This is a genomic window from Aequorivita sp. 609 (genome assembly GCF_014212065.1).
In the GTDB taxonomy this organism is placed as follows: domain Bacteria; phylum Bacteroidota; class Bacteroidia; order Flavobacteriales; family Flavobacteriaceae; genus Aequorivita; species Aequorivita sinensis.
Map to the genome: position 1 here is coordinate 141,603 of NZ_JACJVM010000002.1, position 16,579 is coordinate 158,181.

At 34.8% G+C, this 16,579-nt stretch carries 15 protein-coding genes; 9 read left to right on the forward strand and 6 right to left on the reverse strand.

Going from position 1 to position 16,579, the window contains the following annotated elements:
• The first annotated feature begins 182 nt into the window (after positions 1-182).
• Both H4O20_RS00650 and H4O20_RS00655 read left to right on the forward strand, forming a co-directional pair.
• Positions 183-2,135 (forward strand): histidine kinase dimerization/phosphoacceptor domain -containing protein, encoded by a 1,953-nt coding sequence (locus H4O20_RS00650; RefSeq protein ID WP_185097946.1) that lies wholly within the window; start codon positions 183-185, stop codon positions 2,133-2,135.
• 19 nt (positions 2,136-2,154) lie between these two features.
• A complete protein-coding gene (locus H4O20_RS00655) occupies positions 2,155-2,838 on the forward strand; it encodes a LytTR family DNA-binding domain-containing protein (RefSeq protein WP_185097947.1) in 684 nt (227 codons plus the stop codon).
• Positions 2,839-3,269: 431 nt separating this feature from the next.
• Here the strand turns inward: H4O20_RS00655 and H4O20_RS00660 are convergent, their stop codons facing one another.
• Positions 3,270-4,655, reverse strand: a complete 1,386-nt coding sequence (locus H4O20_RS00660) for a T9SS type A sorting domain-containing protein (RefSeq protein ID WP_185097948.1) — start codon at positions 4,653-4,655, stop codon at positions 3,270-3,272.
• A 179-nt stretch (positions 4,656-4,834) separates the two neighbouring features.
• On the opposite strand from H4O20_RS00660, the gene pyrH reads away from it, so the two are divergent.
• From pyrH to H4O20_RS00675, 3 genes are all read left to right on the forward strand, one after another.
• Positions 4,835-5,542, forward strand: a complete 708-nt coding sequence (pyrH, locus tag H4O20_RS00665; protein WP_139856142.1) for a UMP kinase — start codon at positions 4,835-4,837, stop codon at positions 5,540-5,542.
• A 142-nt stretch (positions 5,543-5,684) separates the two neighbouring features.
• A complete protein-coding gene (frr, locus tag H4O20_RS00670) occupies positions 5,685-6,239 on the forward strand; it encodes a ribosome recycling factor (RefSeq protein ID WP_139856143.1) in 555 nt (184 codons plus the stop codon).
• Positions 6,240-6,329: 90 nt separating this feature from the next.
• Complete coding sequence (locus H4O20_RS00675; protein WP_185097949.1) at positions 6,330-7,613, forward strand: DUF5686 family protein; 1,284 nt, start codon at positions 6,330-6,332, stop codon at positions 7,611-7,613.
• A 31-nt stretch (positions 7,614-7,644) separates the two neighbouring features.
• Here the strand turns inward: H4O20_RS00675 and H4O20_RS00680 are convergent, their stop codons facing one another.
• Complete coding sequence (locus H4O20_RS00680) at positions 7,645-7,977, reverse strand: hypothetical protein (RefSeq protein WP_185097950.1); 333 nt, start codon at positions 7,975-7,977, stop codon at positions 7,645-7,647.
• A 181-nt stretch (positions 7,978-8,158) separates the two neighbouring features.
• Between H4O20_RS00680 and H4O20_RS00685 the strand changes: the two genes are divergently transcribed.
• The 4 genes from H4O20_RS00685 (at position 8,159) to H4O20_RS00700 (ending at position 14,259) form a co-directional block, all read left to right on the forward strand.
• Positions 8,159-10,564 (forward strand): RND family transporter, encoded by a 2,406-nt coding sequence (locus H4O20_RS00685; protein ID WP_185097951.1) that lies wholly within the window; start codon positions 8,159-8,161, stop codon positions 10,562-10,564.
• Between the two features lie 106 nt (positions 10,565-10,670).
• Complete coding sequence (gene asnS, locus H4O20_RS00690) at positions 10,671-12,113, forward strand: asparagine--tRNA ligase (protein WP_185097952.1); 1,443 nt, start codon at positions 10,671-10,673, stop codon at positions 12,111-12,113.
• A gap of 89 nt (positions 12,114-12,202) precedes the next feature.
• A complete protein-coding gene (gene rpoN / locus H4O20_RS00695) occupies positions 12,203-13,654 on the forward strand; it encodes an RNA polymerase factor sigma-54 (protein WP_185097953.1) in 1,452 nt (483 codons plus the stop codon).
• A complete protein-coding gene (locus tag H4O20_RS00700) occupies positions 13,654-14,259 on the forward strand; it encodes a hypothetical protein (protein WP_185097954.1) in 606 nt (201 codons plus the stop codon). The genes rpoN and H4O20_RS00700 overlap by 1 nt, the downstream gene beginning before the upstream one ends.
• On the opposite strand, the gene H4O20_RS00705 is transcribed toward H4O20_RS00700, so the two are convergent.
• From H4O20_RS00705 to H4O20_RS00720, 4 genes are all read right to left on the reverse strand, one after another.
• Positions 14,254-14,946, reverse strand: coding sequence for a porin family protein (locus H4O20_RS00705; RefSeq protein WP_185097955.1), 693 nt, complete (start codon positions 14,944-14,946; stop codon positions 14,254-14,256). The two genes, H4O20_RS00700 and H4O20_RS00705, sit on opposite strands and share 6 nt — an antisense overlap.
• A 90-nt stretch (positions 14,947-15,036) precedes the next feature.
• Positions 15,037-15,507 (reverse strand): biopolymer transporter ExbD, encoded by a 471-nt coding sequence (locus H4O20_RS00710; protein ID WP_139856151.1) that lies wholly within the window; start codon positions 15,505-15,507, stop codon positions 15,037-15,039.
• A 10-nt stretch (positions 15,508-15,517) separates the two neighbouring features.
• Entirely contained in the window at positions 15,518-16,147 is a 630-nt protein-coding gene (locus tag H4O20_RS00715) for a biopolymer transporter ExbD (RefSeq protein ID WP_139856152.1), read from the reverse strand.
• Complete coding sequence (locus H4O20_RS00720) at positions 16,147-16,572, reverse strand: hypothetical protein (protein ID WP_185097956.1); 426 nt, start codon at positions 16,570-16,572, stop codon at positions 16,147-16,149. The genes H4O20_RS00715 and H4O20_RS00720 overlap by 1 nt, the downstream gene beginning before the upstream one ends.
• Between the last annotated feature and the right edge of the window lie 7 nt (positions 16,573-16,579).

Here is a 16,579-nt window from a genome sequence, read left to right on the forward strand (position 1 = left end):
AAGACTGGAAAACCTTTATCGCAAACTTCACTTTATTTTAACGATTATCAAAAACGGCATGTTTTTAAGCCATATAATATTATAAGCAATAAAATAGTTTAGTGCCCCATCCCTTTATATAATCTCAGTGCTATAAAGCTGTTAAATATTATTTTAGTATTTTAGAATCAGAATACTAAATATTGAGAACCTCACTTCTTTTTTTAGCTATTATTATCGGCTTTTCTGGATTTTCACAAAAAAATCCAGAAACTAATGCTGCGGTTATAGATTCTCTTTTAAAGGTCACTGAAAGCTTATCTTCAGCAGATGAAAAAATAACAGCATTAAACACTTTTATTAGCAATTTACGATATGGAGCGGGAAGTGAAAAGCTCATCAAAAAAGCGGAAGAAGTTTCTACCATAAGCAATACTCCCAAGCTTCTCGCCACAACATATTATTTTTACGGAAACTACTATTACTACAATTCGAAGTTAGATTCATCACTTTATTATATCGAAAAATCAAAATCCTTAATTGAGGAAGAGGATTTGCCATTCTTAAAGTCTTCATTGTACAATACTGAGGGTGGCGTTTATAGAATAAAGGGAGATATGCCACAGGCACTTGCACTAACCCTTAAAGCACAGGAATTTTTAGATAAAGTAGATACCAACAAGCTAAATGATCTAGATCTTAGAAAATTAAAAAAAGAGCGATTGTCCCTAGACAATAGTATTGCTAATTTCTATAATCAAATGGAAGAGTACGACAAGGCCTCCATTTATTATGACAAAGGGTATAAAGATGCCTTAAACGACAAATCATACATAGCTGCTGGAGTTTTCATTACTAACAAAGGTGATTTGTTTTTAAAAACTAACAAACACGAACAAGCATTAGAAGCTTTTCTCAAAGGAAAAGAATTAAAGGAAAAAGGTAACGCACCTCCTGTAATGCTAGTAAATTCAGATTTAAACATAGGAATTGCGCACACAAACATGAACAATTTTGAAGATGCCTTGCCCTATCTAAACACTTCGATCGCCTTTTATGAAAGCAATAATATGTCTGGCCGACTAGCAGAAACACTAGCTTATAGAGGCGACTTATTTTTAAAGCAGGGAGAATATTCGCAAGCAATTGCCGATTGCGAAAAAGCCAAAGCAATGACTTCCATGTCTGATGGAATACAAGTATTTTCCAAAGCATGTAACTGTTTGTACACAGCATATAAAAGCACTGCCGACCTAAGCAAATCGCTTGAAAATTTTGAATTATTTGTCGATGCTAGAGAAACTATTTTTAATGAGAAAAACATTAGAAAACAAACCCAACAGGAAATGCAGTTTGAATTCAATAAAACTTCTGCACTTAAAAATGCCGAAATATCGGCACGTAAAAAAGAAAGTCAACTTTATGGTGTTCTTTCAGGCATAGGTTTTCTATTTGCAGGATTTTTAGGGTTTTTCTTTTATAAAAACAGAAAGAAAAACCGCTCTTTGGCAAAACAGAAAAAACTACTAGAAGCTACTATTGACGAGAAAAACGTGCTGTTAAAAGAAACTCATCACCGTGTAAAAAATAGCTTCCAAATAGTTTCATCACTCCTCTATCTTCAGTCCGAAAGCATGGAAGATAAAAAAGCACAAGTTGCCCTTCGTGAAGCTCAAAACAGAGTGAAGTCGATGGTGTTAATTCATCAAAGACTTTACAACAAAGACCAATTAGTAGGGATTAACAGTAAAGAATATTTGGAAGCATTAACCAAAGATATTTTTGAAACACATCAATTTAAAAGTGAAGTTTTACCTTACAAATTAAATATTGAACCTATAGTATTGAGTATTGAAACAATAACCCCTATAGGTTTAATTTTAAACGAATTAATTGTCAATGTTTTAAAACACGCTTATAAAACTATTAAACCAGAAAGCATTCTTTTAATTGATTTCAGAAAAATAGATGACGAGCTTGTGTTAAAGGTTCTTGATAATGGACAGGGTTTTGAAGGCGAAATTAAAGATACCTCATTCGGAATTAAATTAATGAAGGCATTATCAAAAAAACTAAAAGCTACTTTAGATTATAATTCGACAGTAAATAAAGGCACTGAAGTAATTTTAAAAATTAAAAAGTTTGAAATACTTTGATTAAACTAAGCTAAATATTTTGAGTAAATTAAATATATACATAGTTGAAGACGATCCGATAATCGCAATAACCTTAGAGTCTATTTTGCAGAAAAATGGATACAGTGTTTGCGGACATGCCGATAATGTGGACGAAGCATTAACCGAAATTAAAAGCAACAAACCAGATCTTGTTTTAGTAGATATTCAACTCGATGGTGAAAAAGACGGTGTTGATCTAGCAGAAAACCTAGACATGCTTAACAAACCTTATTTGTACCTAACGTCTCAAACAGATCCGCATACCATAAAAAGGGTTAAGCAAACGCGCCCATTGGGGTATATTGTAAAACCATATACTGAAAATGGATTGCGAAGTAATATTGAAATTGCTTGGAATAACTATATTCACGATGAAGAATTTCTTTCTTTTTCAGCAGATAATGAACTTTATAAAATAAAGCAATCACAAATTCTCTACCTGAAAGCCTATGACAATTACTGCTATGTTATAACTACCACACGTAAGTATTTAGTCCCTAAAACGCTCAAGTACTTATCCTCTCAACTCAACCAAGAAAAGTTTGTTAAAACACATCGTTCCTATATAATCAATTTATTAAAAGTTGATGCGTTGTGTAAAAATGTTGTAATTATAAACAACATAGAAATTCCTATTAGCAACTCTCGAAAATCTACGCTAAAACAGCTAATTCAAAGTTAATTTTTCATTCACTAAAAATTACATCGCACTCACTAAAGAATCTAAGTTAATTATTTTTTACAGTTTATATTCGATTTGTAATTATTGGCAAACGCACTTTTAAATAAAGATTTTGTTGCCGATAATGAATCAAATTAAAAAGGTATAAAATTTGGCTATGGTTAAAATCGTAATATATATTGGTTTAGTTAATAGTATTTTAAACCATAGCTTCAATTGAGTTTTCAATTGATAATGAAGATAGCCACGGTGGGGCGTGGCTATTTTTATAAAAAACAATACCGAGATAAATTAAAGTAATTGTGGGGATAATTAATTTATAATTAGAAAACTAACTAACCGTGTTTTCAATATTTCGGTATAAAGGAAAGTCGCTTTTGAGGAGGAGCGACTTTTTCTTATTTAGATAAACACAGAAAGCATAAAATAACCTATAACTTACTTATTTTAAAAGTTTGCGACTTATCAGCCGAGTCAACTTTCACCAAATAAATTCCAGTGTTAAATCCTGAAAAATCTATGGTAGTATTAACCGACTGTGGAAAGTGTTTAGAAATTTCTCTCCCTGCCAAATCGTAAACCGAGATTCTGCTAATTTCTTCTACACTCTGAACATTAATAAAATCTGATGTAGGATTTGGGAATATTAACACCTCATTTATTTCAGGTTCATTTACCAAAAGATTGGTATTTATTCCAAAAATAGTTTCATAAGTCTTTCCACCAAACGTAACTGTCACATTATAAACGCCATCTTCCCAAGTACTGTCTGTAGGCCAAATCCAATAGGCCCAAGCAGCAAAATTATTAGGCCATTCCGAGATAAAATCGTAATCCCAAAGTATATTTCCGTTAGGCTTCTTCACTTGAATATTAGTTATATCGCCTGTTTGAATATCTCGATAGAACAATTTAAAATAAATCGTTTCGCCAGGTAAGAAATTGAGTTCTTCATAAGTACCTTCAATTTCTCCACAGTCATCATCTAATATTTCCGAATAATGAGTAGAAAGCGTAAGTATTTCGGGAACCATATAATCAGGTTGCTCAATCCACCAACTATCAGAATTTAAGTCATTACAAGGTCCAGCGTATGGGTCTATAAGATCTCCGGCAGCATCGTGAACTTCAAAATGTAAATGTGGAATTGTGCTACTTCCCGAGCTTCCGGCCAATCCTAAATACTCACCACTTGCCACGGTATCACCCACGTTTTTAGTTGTTGTACTTCCGTCTTTAAAATGCCAATACCAAGATTGCGACCCATCGGAGTGTTCTAAAATAACGCCGTTCCAATTTGGGTTCCCATTGTTTACACAGTTCTTATCAAAATATCCATCCTTCTTCTGAATTATTATTCCAGGAGCTGCGGCAACTATCTCCATAACATTTTCTTCCATTTTCTTCCATGGATATGGCCACACTACATAATCTGTTCCGGCGTGATTTCCAGTTGCCCAATCATAAGTTCTTTCCCCGCAGTTATAATCTAATAATTGACCACCAGGAGCTATATTGTGATCTACCTGATTGAATAATGAATAATATCCATAATCATTAAATCCTGACTTTGCTTTAAATGGAAGTTCAAAAAGCGGATGTGTAGTTGTTCTATACTGAAAAATTTCTGGATTAACTTCAAGAATTGCTCGTTTATTGGTTTCAATTTCTTGCAAAATATTCTGCCTATGCGCATCGGGAATACACTCTATTTCTGAAATAGTAATAGGATTAAAATAAGCCTGAGACGGAGTGCTGTTTTGAGCAAATACAATAGACGACACGCTCAATAAAAAATAAAATATTGATGTTTTCATAATGTGAGATTTTTAAGATTAGTATGCCTGTTTACCTTTCTATCGAAAAAAAATCAAGAAGTCATCATTTAAAAGCAGTTAACTTGTAAGTGGTATTATATTTTTTCAAAAACTACTTTTAATAATTAGTTATCGTGCATCAATATTTTTCTTTATTTTTGCCGCAGTAAACCCACACTATGGACTACAAGAGAATATTATTAAAACTTTCAGGGGAAGCCTTGATGGGCGAACAACAATACGGGATAGACCCAGTTCGTCTTAAAGAATACGCTCAAGAAATTAAGCAAATAACCGATAGAGGTGTACAAGTAGCTATAGTTATTGGCGGCGGAAACATCTTTAGAGGCTTGGCAGGCGCTAGCAGCGGAATGGATCGAGTTCAAGGTGATCATATGGGAATGTTAGCCACTGTAATTAATGGCTTAGCATTACAAAGTGCACTTGAAAATGAAGATATCCCAACCCGATTACAAAGTGCTATTAACATCAATGAGGTTGCAGAGCCTTTTATTCGTCGTAAAGCAATTAGACATTTGGAAAAAGGTCGAGTTGTAATCTTTGGAGGAGGTACTGGAAACCCATATTTCACTACAGATTCGGCTGCAGTTTTAAGAGCAATAGAAATTCAAGCTGATGTAATCTTAAAAGGAACTCGCGTAGATGGTATTTATACTAGCGATCCAGAAAAAGATAAACTGGCAGAGAAATTTGAATTTATCAGTTTTGAAGACGTGCTTCAAAAAGGATTAAAAGTAATGGACACTACTGCATTTACTTTAAGTCAAGAAAACGAATTACCAATCATTGTTTTCGATATGAATACCAAAGGAAACTTACTTAAAGTAGTTTCTGGTGAAAATATTGGAACAAAAGTAAATTTATAACGCTAACGCCACTTTAAGCGGTTTTTGTGTTATAAAATAATATTGAGTTTTGAGTTTAAAATTCTTAATTTTGAACTATTCAATTTTCAAAAACAGAAACTATAAATAATAAATACGTTCGGTTATCGAACTAAGTCGAGATATGGAAGACGAAATAGACTTTATAATTGATGGTACTAAGGAAGCAATGGCAAATGCGCTAAAGCATCTTGAAAAACAACTAGTAAACATACGCGCTGGAAAAGCTTCTCCTTCTATGGTAGGAAGTGTAATGGTAGATTACTACGGTAGTCCTACTCCATTAAGCCAAGTTGCAAATGTTAGCACTCCAGATGGAATGACAATTTCTATTCAACCTTGGGAAAAAGGCTTAATTCCAGAAATTGAACGCGGTATTCACTTAGCAAACCTAGGTTTCAACCCAATGAACAACGGGGAGAGTGTAATTATAAACGTACCACCACTAACTGAAGAACGCAGAAAAGATTTAGCAAAGCAAGCAAAAGCAGTTGCTGAAGAAGCAAAAATCGGAGTGCGTAACGACAGAAAAAATGCTAACAACGATTTAAAAAACTTAGATATCTCTGAAGACCTTAAAAAGAGTTTGGAAGAAGATGTTCAAGAAATGACCGACACTCACATCAAAAAAATCGATGAAATTTTAGCGAAAAAAGAAAAAGAAATTATGACAGTTTAATTTCCTTTTTCGTTAAACTATATACAATAAAGCGGCACCTGTGCCGCTTTTTTTTATTTTTACGACACTAATCAACAGTTTATTACACCTATGCGTAAGATTTTATTTTTATTCTCCTTTTTAATAGGAGTCACTGCTATTGCGCAAGTAAACAATGAAACAAATAACGATTCTGTAACGGGAATTAAAAAAACTTTTTTAGAATTCTCTAAAGAAAAAGGATATCCCCTTACTACTGGATATTTCCCTGTTGGTTTTTTCGATATCGATTTAAAAACCCTCGTAAAGTACAACAATCACGAAGGATTACGCCTTGGTGTAGGAGGACTTACCAATGACAAGCTTTTTGAAAAGTATAGATTTGGCGGTTATGTTGCCTATGGGTTTAAAGACAAGGAATTTAAATATAGCCTCGGTGGAAGTGCAAGAGTAAACAAAGAAAAAAAAACCTGGATAAGCTTGTACTATACCGATGACATTAAAGAAATTGGTTCTTATGACTTCCTAACCGATGCAAGATTTTACTCGCTATTTGAACCAAGACTTTTAAATGTTATTGAGTTTTACGACTATAAAGAGTGGCAAGCCAATATACAAAGTGAATTATCTCCAAGTATATTGACCGAATTCCGCGTAGCACATTCAGACGTAAACAATTTTGAAGACTACTATTTTATAGATGAAGGAAAGACATATAACCAATACAAATTGGCAGAAGCAATTCTATCTTTCCGCATAAAATTAAAGACAGACACTATAGTAAACGACGACGGAAATAGAGTGACAACCGATAGACTTCCTAAAGTAAGCACACAAATTACAAAAGGATTTAAAGACGTAGCTGGCAGTGATTTTAATTACGCCAAATTTGGACTTAAACTCGATTACGAAATAAAACGAAAAAACCTCTCTTCTACCAGTTTCATACTTCAAAGTGAAATTGCAACGGGAGATTTGCCTTTAACGCATTTATTTCACGCTTTTCCAAACCAACCTATTAAAGAAACACTTATAAAACGTTTTTCTGTAGCAGGTGTACAGAGTTTTGAAACGATGTATTTTGGAGAATTTTACTCCGATAAATTAGCAATGCTTCAAATGAAGCATACCTTTAGGAGGTTTAGATTAGCTGAAAAATGGAATCCAGAATTGGTGTTAATCTCTCGTCACGCTATTGGAGATATGAAGGATACAGACCGTCATTTCGGTATTCCTTTCAACACTTTAGACCATCCGTATAACGAAGCAGGATTAGAACTGAATAAAATAGCACTTGGTTTCGGACTTAGCTTTGCCTATAGATATGGCTATTATAGCCTACCAAATTTTGAAGACAATATATCATTTAAATTTACTTTCAATCTGAAAGTTTAGTAATAAATCTCGTTAGCTGAAAAATAGAGCTTTAACATAGTTTTCCACCTATCACATTGAGAGCTTTCCTAAATTGAGGGTCGTAAATGGAAGAGGTTTTATAAGTCCATTCTCCACCATTCTTCAATAACACTTTTAATATTTTAGGTTCGTTATTAGAAAACATTCGAGCTGTATATGACATTTGGATGTAGAGTTTTCTCCACCATGTTTTATTTGGGTTATAGTGAAAAATCTCTTTTATTTCAGAATACGTAAAAGATTTGTATGCCCAATGGTCAATCGCTTTGATTTCAAAATGCTTATCAAATATTTTAATCGATGGAAACCCGCTCTTTTCAAATATTAAAACTTCTTTTTGCATTTTAAATCAATGGTTATTAGAAAAATACATGTAGTCTACTACCTTATTCTCTTATAATCGTAAATCTAAACAAATTCTAAAACAATTCTTCTAACGCATTAAGATACTCCAAAATACCCTTAAAAATAAATCGCCTACTTATGGGGAATCCTTACCTTTGCGGAATCTTTAAAAAATTGCTTTGAACAAACTTTTTAGCATCGGATTTTGGAGTTGGGTTGCACGATTTATCTTGCGTAACCGAACATGGATTTTAATTGTAATTGCCGCAATTACAGTACTTCTTGCACTTCAGTGGAAAAACATGCGCTTTACATATACCGAAGCCAATCTACTGCCAGATGACCACCCAATAAATCTTGAGTACAATAAATTCCTTTCGCATTTTGGCGAAGAAGGAAACCTTATCGTGATGGGCGTGAAAGATTCGTCTATTTTCACACCTGAAAAATTTAAAGCGTGGAATAAACTTTCTGAAGACATCGGGAAGTTTAATGAGGTAGAACTCACACTTTCGGTAGGTAACCTTCAAAAACTTCAAAAGAGAACCGATACCACAGGTTTCGAACTCGTACCCTTTATAAGAGATTCAATCTTTACCAGTGAAAATTTAGCAGGGTATGAAGACGAACTCTTTAACAAGCTTCCATTTTATGACGGTTTAATTTATAGCCCAGACAAACAGTCTATTCGCTCGGCTATTTATATGAAAAAGGACATCGTAAATACCGCAGCGAGAAAAGATTTTGTGGTTGACGATTTAATTCCACTTATCAAAAAGTTTGAAGAAGATACTGGTGTAAAGGTTTATACCTCTGGCATGCCCTACATCCGTACACTCAACTCACAAAGTATTATTGACGAAATCGGATTATTTATTGGGGCGGCACTATTTATAACCTCCCTGATATTTTTCTTCTTTTTCCGCTCTTGGCGCGCTACGTTTATTTCAATGTTTACCGTGATAATTGGGGTAATGTGGGCCTTTGGATTCTTAGGGTTACTGCAGTATGAAATTACTGTTCTTACAGCGCTAATTCCTCCATTGATTATCGTAATTGGAATTCCAAATTGTATTTTCCTAATCAATAAATACCAGCAGGAAATAAAACTTCACGGAAATCAAGCAAAATCGTTACAACGCGTTATTGCTAAAGTGGGGAATGCAACCTTAATGACCAACCTTACAACTGCCTCAGGTTTTGCTACTTTTATTCTGGTGAATAGTGAATTGCTTAGAGAATTTGGTATTGTAGCTTCTATCAATATAGTGGCGATTTTTTTATTGAGTTTATTCATTATTCCAATTATATATAGCTATATGGCGGTGCCTAAATATAAGCACCTAAAACACTTGAACAAAACGTGGATAAACAGTTTTGTGAATTGGATTGAGCGCATGGTAAAAGAACAACGCATTACCATTTCCATTACGGCACTGCTACTTCTTTGCGCAAGTATTATTGGCATTTATAACATCAAGATTTCTGGTAGTTTAATTGAAGATATGCCTAAAAACACTGGCTTCTTTGACGATATTCGTTTTTTTGAAAAGGAATACGAAGGTATTATGCCATTAGAGATAATGGTAGACACCAAAAAGAAAAAGGGAGTGATGAACCTTGCTACCTTAAAACGAATTGACAGGCTACAAGAACATATTAAGGAAATTCCAGAATTTGCTAAACCGATTTCGGTAGTAGAACTGGTAAAATATTCTAAGCAAGCCTACTACAACGGAAATCCTGACTACTATCAACTTCCTAATAGTCAAGAGCGAAGTTTTATTCTTTCTCACGCAAAAAGCAGTAATACCGATACAAATATGCTTAGCAGCTACGTAGATAGTACAGGGCAGTTTGCACGTATCACAACTTTTATGAAGGATACGGAACCAGATAGATTCGACCGTATAGAAGAAGATCTAAATGCTGAAATCGTCAAAATTTTTCCTGAAGAAAGATACAACGTTACTGTTACTGGAAAAGCATTGGTATTTCAAAAGGGAACTCACTTTTTGGTAAACAACCTTATCCTTTCCCTTTCACTTGCAATTTTCTTAATTGCATTATTTATGGCCTGGATGTTCCGAAGCTTCAAAATGATTATTGTTTCGTTAATCCCTAACCTGCTCCCGCTAATAATAACCGCAGGTGTAATGGGGTTTGTTGGGGTTCCTATAAAACCATCTACTATTTTGGTATTTAGTATTGCATTCGGGATTTCGGTAGATGATACTATTCACTTCCTGGCAAAATACAGGCAAGAGCTAATTGCAAATAATTGGAAAATCAAGAAATCGGTATATGGTGCACTGCGCGAAACTACAGTAAGTATGTTTTACACATCTATTGTACTGTTTTTTGGGTTCTCAGTGTTTACAATATCTAGTTTTGGAGGTACAGTAGCATTAGGAGCATTAGTTTCAATTACGCTTCTTTTTGCTATGTTATCCAACTTGTTATTGTTGCCTACGCTGTTGCTTTCCCTTGAAAAGAGCATTGCAAATAAGCAAACTATGAAAAAGCCTGCTATTGAAATTTTATCTGATGGAGAGGATGAAGAAAATGATGAAAAATTAAAATAGCAAATTCAATTACACATTAAACAAAACCTTATCAATTTGGAATTTGGTGCTTTTACTTTTATGGAATTTTATTTAAAAGTATCTTTGTTCCACTTAAAATATGACCATGCGACACAAAACTATTGATGAATTGCTGAATAGCGAAAAAACCCACATTGAAGTAACTGTAAAAGGTTGGGTTCGCTCATTTAGAAGTAACAGATTTATAGCGCTAAATGACGGATCAACAATTAATACGCTTCAATGCGTAGTGGATTTTGAAAATTTTGAAGATGAAGTTCTAAAAAAGGTGACTGTTGGTGCAGCAATTAAAGTTGTAGGAACACTTGTAGAAAGTCAAGGGAAAGGTCAGAAAGTAGAAGTTCAAGTATCAAAACTTACTGTTTTAGGGGAAGCAAAACCTGAAGATGTAAAACTTACTATCCTTTCACCAAAAAGACATACATTAGAAACTTTACGCGAGCAAGCACATTTACGTATTAGAACCAATACTTTTGGTGCCGTAATGCGTACACGTTCAAAACTTGCATTTGCAGTACACGAATATTTTCAGAAAAACGGATTTAACTATATGCACTCACCTATTATTACAGGTAGTGATGCTGAAGGTGCAGGTGAAATGTTCCGCGTGTCGGCTTTAGACCCTAAAAATCCACCCCTTGATGAAAATGGAAATATAGATTACAAGCAGGATTTCTTCGAAAAAGAAACAAATCTTACTGTTAGCGGACAGTTAGAAGCTGAAACTTACGCAATGGCACTTGGTAAAGTTTATACTTTTGGACCAACATTCCGTGCAGAAAATTCGAATACTAGCCGCCACTTAGCTGAGTTTTGGATGATAGAGCCAGAGGTTGCATTCAACGATTTGGATGCGAATATGGATTTAGCTGAAGACTTTATTAAATATGTAGTAAAATACGCTTTAGATAATTGTGCTGACGATCTTGAATTCTTAGAGAATAGATTGTTGGAAGAGGAAAAGAGCAAACCGAAAAATGAACGTAGCGATATGAAACTTCGTGAAAAGCTACACTTTATCTTAGACAACAATTTCAAACGTGTAAGTTATACCGAAGCGATAGATATTCTTAAAAACTCTACTCCAAATAAGAAGAAAAAATTCAAATATCTAATTGAAGAATGGGGTGCAGATTTACAGAGTGAGCACGAGCGTTTCTTAGTTGAAAAACACTTTAAATGCCCAGTAATTCTTTTTGATTATCCTGCAAAAATTAAAGCTTTCTATATGCGTTTGAACGACGATGGAAAAACGGTTCGCGCGATGGATGTACTTTTCCCTGGAATTGGAGAAATTGTTGGCGGGTCTCAGCGTGAAGAACGCTTTGATGTATTGAAGGAGAAAATGGCCGCAATGGACATTGACGAAAAAGAACTATATTGGTACTTAGATCTACGTAAGTTTGGAACTGCTGTTCACAGTGGTTTTGGGCTTGGATTTGAGCGTTTAGTACAGTTTACAACAGGAATGGGGAACATTCGCGATGTAATTCCTTACCCAAGAACTCCAGGTAACGCAGAATTCTAATTATAATAACATAAGATTGTATTAAAACTAGCTACTTAATTATTTTAGTAGCTAGTTTTTTTTAACTTTATGATGTAGTATTTATAACCATGTTAAAGCAACAATTAAATTTTAAACTATCCCAAAAATTATCTCCTCAACAAATACAGTTGATGAAGATGATTCAATTACCTACGCAAGCATTCGAACAACGAATTGCGCAGGAATTGGAAGAAAACCCAGCTCTTGAAGGTGGCAAAGAGGAAAGCGATGAGTTTGATGACGAATTCAGCAACGAGGAATACGACGAAGGCAACGAAGTAATCGAAACCGATATAAACGTTGACGATTATCTTAGTGATGACGAAGTGCCAAGCTATAAGCTTTCTGCAAACAATTACAGCGCAGACGATGAGGAGAAACAAATGCCTTATGCGGCCGGAACCTCATTTACGCAGCACCTAATGACGCAGTTAAACACCTATAGATTAAATGAAGAAGAAAAGGAAATAGCAATTTTCTTAGTTGGTAGTGTTGATGAAAGTGGGTACATCCGTCGTGATTTACAGGACATAGTAGACGACCTTGCTTTTACTCAGAATATATACACTACCGAAGATAAAGTAGAAAAAGTTCTGAAAGTAGTTCAAGAATTAGACCCAGCAGGTGTTGCCGCTCGGGACCTACAAGAGTGCTTGTTGATTCAGTTAGAGCGAAAAGAACAAACCCCTTCTATTGCACTAGCAATTGATATTATAGACGACTCTTTCGACCAATTCAGCAAAAAGCATTATAAGAAATTAATTCAAAAATTAAATATTACTGAAGACCAACTCCGTGAAGCAATTCACGAAATTGAAGCGCTAAACCCAAAACCAGGAGGAACGTATTCTGGTAACAATAGAATAGTTGAACACGTAGTTCCCGATTTTACTATAAGAATTGTGGATGGAGAGTTAGATTTAACCTTAAACGGAAGAAACGCACCCGAACTTCACGTTAGCCACGATTATAAAAATATGCTCAAGGGCTACAAGGAGTCCACAGAAAAATCGAAGGCACAGAAAGATGCTGTTATGTTCATTAAGCAAAAGCTAGACGCCGCAAAATGGTTTATAGACGCTATTAAACAACGTCAGCAAACTCTTTACATTACTATGAATGCAATTATGCATCATCAAGAAGAGTATTTCTTAAGCGGTGACGAACGAAAGCTTAAGCCAATGATCTTAAAAGATATTGCCGATAAGATTAATATGGACGTATCAACTGTGTCACGAGTTGCTAATAGTAAGTATGTTGACACCCCTTACGGAACAAAGTTGATTAAGGAATTCTTCAGCGAATCGATGAAGAATGATCAAGGTGAAGATGTTTCCACAAGAGAGATTAAAAAAATACTTGAAATAACTATTTCCGAAGAAGATAAGCGCAAACCACTTACAGATGATAAGCTTGCGAAAATTTTATTGGAAAAGGGCTATCCAATTGCACGTCGTACTATTGCTAAATATCGCGAACAATTGGATCTGCCAGTAGCAAGACTTCGAAAAGAAATCTGATGAATTTATTTCTTAAAAGTGCCTCGTATATCTTTCACCCTCTTTTGATGCCGCTATTGGGTGTTATATTGTATTACAATGTTACCCCTAGGTATGTAGATGCAGAAATAGTTCGAGCCGAGCTTTTAGCTATAACCATTATTACTGTTTTGATTCCCTTGGTAGTATTTTTCTTGTTGAAAAACTTAGGAGCAGTTGAAACTATTTATTTAAGAAACGTAAAAGAGCGAAAGTTCCCCTTAATGATTCAGTGCATTCTGTTGTTGCTAATCATTAAAATGGTTTTTGACATTTACGACGATCCGGAATTGTATTACTTTATAGTCGGTATCCTGTTTTCTACTTTTAGCGCTCTAATAATGGTGTTTTTCAAAGTAAAAATAAGTTTACACCAAATGGGAGTAGCAGGTATACTAATGTTTCTGGTAGGAATTAGCGCACATTTTAAAATCAACTTATTAGTCTCAATCAGTTTTTTTCTATTTGTAAATGGCTGGGTTGCTTCTTCTCGCTTAAATGCTAAGGCTCACGATTATCGCGAATTAATGCTTGGACTTTTTATTGGAGCATTGCCTCAACTTATACTATTCAACTTTTGGTTATAGTATAAAAAATATTATACCCAATTTAAGAGATCGGAATTCAAAAGGCTCACCATCAACAGTCTTAGCATTATCGAAGAAAGGATTTATACCGTAGGCCGCAAAGAGGTTGAAATTACTAAAACCAGCGCTCAGGGTAGCCGTTAATCTCAAAGGGTTAAATTCGGGTATCTTAGTTTGGTTAACGTTATTTCCAGGCTGTTTAAATGTAGATTTATACCAAAAGGCATATCCTACTCTAAACCCAGGATAAACACGCCAAAAAGCATATTTTTCTGGAGTAGATGTTCGCCATCTAAATTCAAAAGGAACCTCAATTATACTGGTATTAAAGCGATTTCGTGAATAGTCTACATCCTCATCTAAAACCTTAAATATAGTTTCATCATTTAGCGATTCACCTATAAACAAATTTTGACCGTACTGATCTAATGCGATACCAAGTCCCACGGCTATTGCAATATTACGTTGCTTATTGATGGGCATATCTCTTAGAAATCCAAAATGAATTCCACCTGTCAATCCTCTTGTAGATGCCCCTGAAGGAAGATTTAATGGTACATTATAAGTAACCCCCAAATAGAATTGATCCTCTCTATAAACTGAATCTACCACAGGACGTGGCAATGTGTCTTGCGCCAAAGCAGCCAGTCCCGTAAGAATAAAAAGGAATGTGAGAATTTTATTCATAGCGATAAAGATAAACGTATTTTCAGAATCTTGGAAACAAAAAAACGCCTCATTATTATGAGACGTTTTTATTTATAAAAGTTGTTATACTTAGTCTAACTCATTACCTGGAGTAGTGATGTAGATAATTTTAAGCATATTAAGATCACGCAATTCCTGCTTAATGTCTGTTACCATTCCTGTATTAGTTTCCTCATCTACTTTAAGAGCAACCATTACTTTATCCTGAAGTTCAGGACGAAGTTTTTGACGTGCTTCAGTAAGTGCGAATTTAATGTTAGATATATCTGTATACTTATCCCCTATTTGAATTTTCGCCTCAGTACCAAAACTCTCTTGGTAACGAGCTGAAGGTTTTCCAGCATAAATATACACCGATCTATCTTTCTTTAATTTCTCAACTTGGTCTGCTTTAGGTAATTTATTTTGAACCAATAAATTATCATCACGCAGTACAGTTACTACCATAAAGAAGAATAGAAGCATAAATACAATATCCGGTAAAGATGCTGTACTTACAGGCGGTAATTCATTACTTTTTTTCTTTCTAAACTTTGACATAGTTGTAATATTATGATCCAGATTTTTTAGGTTCAGCTTCTGACAGCTTTTGAGGGAATAGCTTTTGAATTGTTTGCAATTTTTCTTGCAATTGTTCTTTTGCTACTTCACCTTTAATCTTTCCTTCATCTAGATCTTTGGTCATTTCGGTAAACTTCCAGCCATAAAGCCTTTGTGATTCCCGATCTCTTAAATAGTTGTATGCTGCCACCAATTCATTTTGAACAGCGATATACATTTTATAAGAAGTAAGCCTATCGTTCTGAACAGATATTACTGCTTTATCAGGGTTATCTGAAGATTCAGGATTACGACTTCCTTTACAATAGTCGCAGTATTCTGGACTTCCAGCAGGTGCTCCACCATTATCTAAGAATTCAATTGCTGCTTGACGCAAGTCTTTAAGATCCATTAGTTTCTCTTCAACTAGCAATTGATCCTCTCGGTTAACATTTACGATAAAGAGGTTCTTTTCTTTAATCTTTACTTGTTCGTCCGTTGGCGGTTCTTTAGGCGGCAACTGTCTTCCAATCCCACTATCCTTTTCGATGGTAGTAGTTACCAAGAAAAAGATAAGCAATAGGAAGGCGATGTCTGCCATCGACCCAGCATTTACTTCCGGTGTTGCTCTTCTTGCCATTATTTTGCTAGTTTTTTGATTCCGCTAAATACCATTGCTGCAATAGCTAAAACTCCTAAGATGTAAAAGGTATATAAACCTGTACCCACCCATTTTGAGCCACTTGCAGAAAGCATATCGCCTTCACGCATTGCCATTGGAGTGCCTTCAGCTAAAACATAAGAGATTAATACAATAAGTAAGAATGCTCCTACTGATAGTAATGTTTTCTTTACATCTCCGGCAAAAATACCTTTAAGAACGAAGAAGAGAACAAATACTAAGATTAAAGCGAAAGTGATATAGGCCACATACAAGAAGCCATCTACTCCTGCGCCAGTTTCAGCGACTGCAGTATCACCTTTTGAGATGATCATTGCAAGAAAAATAATTCCCGCAACGCTTAAAAGCAATGCTACAATTTTTAATATTTTATGTAATGCCATCTTGTGG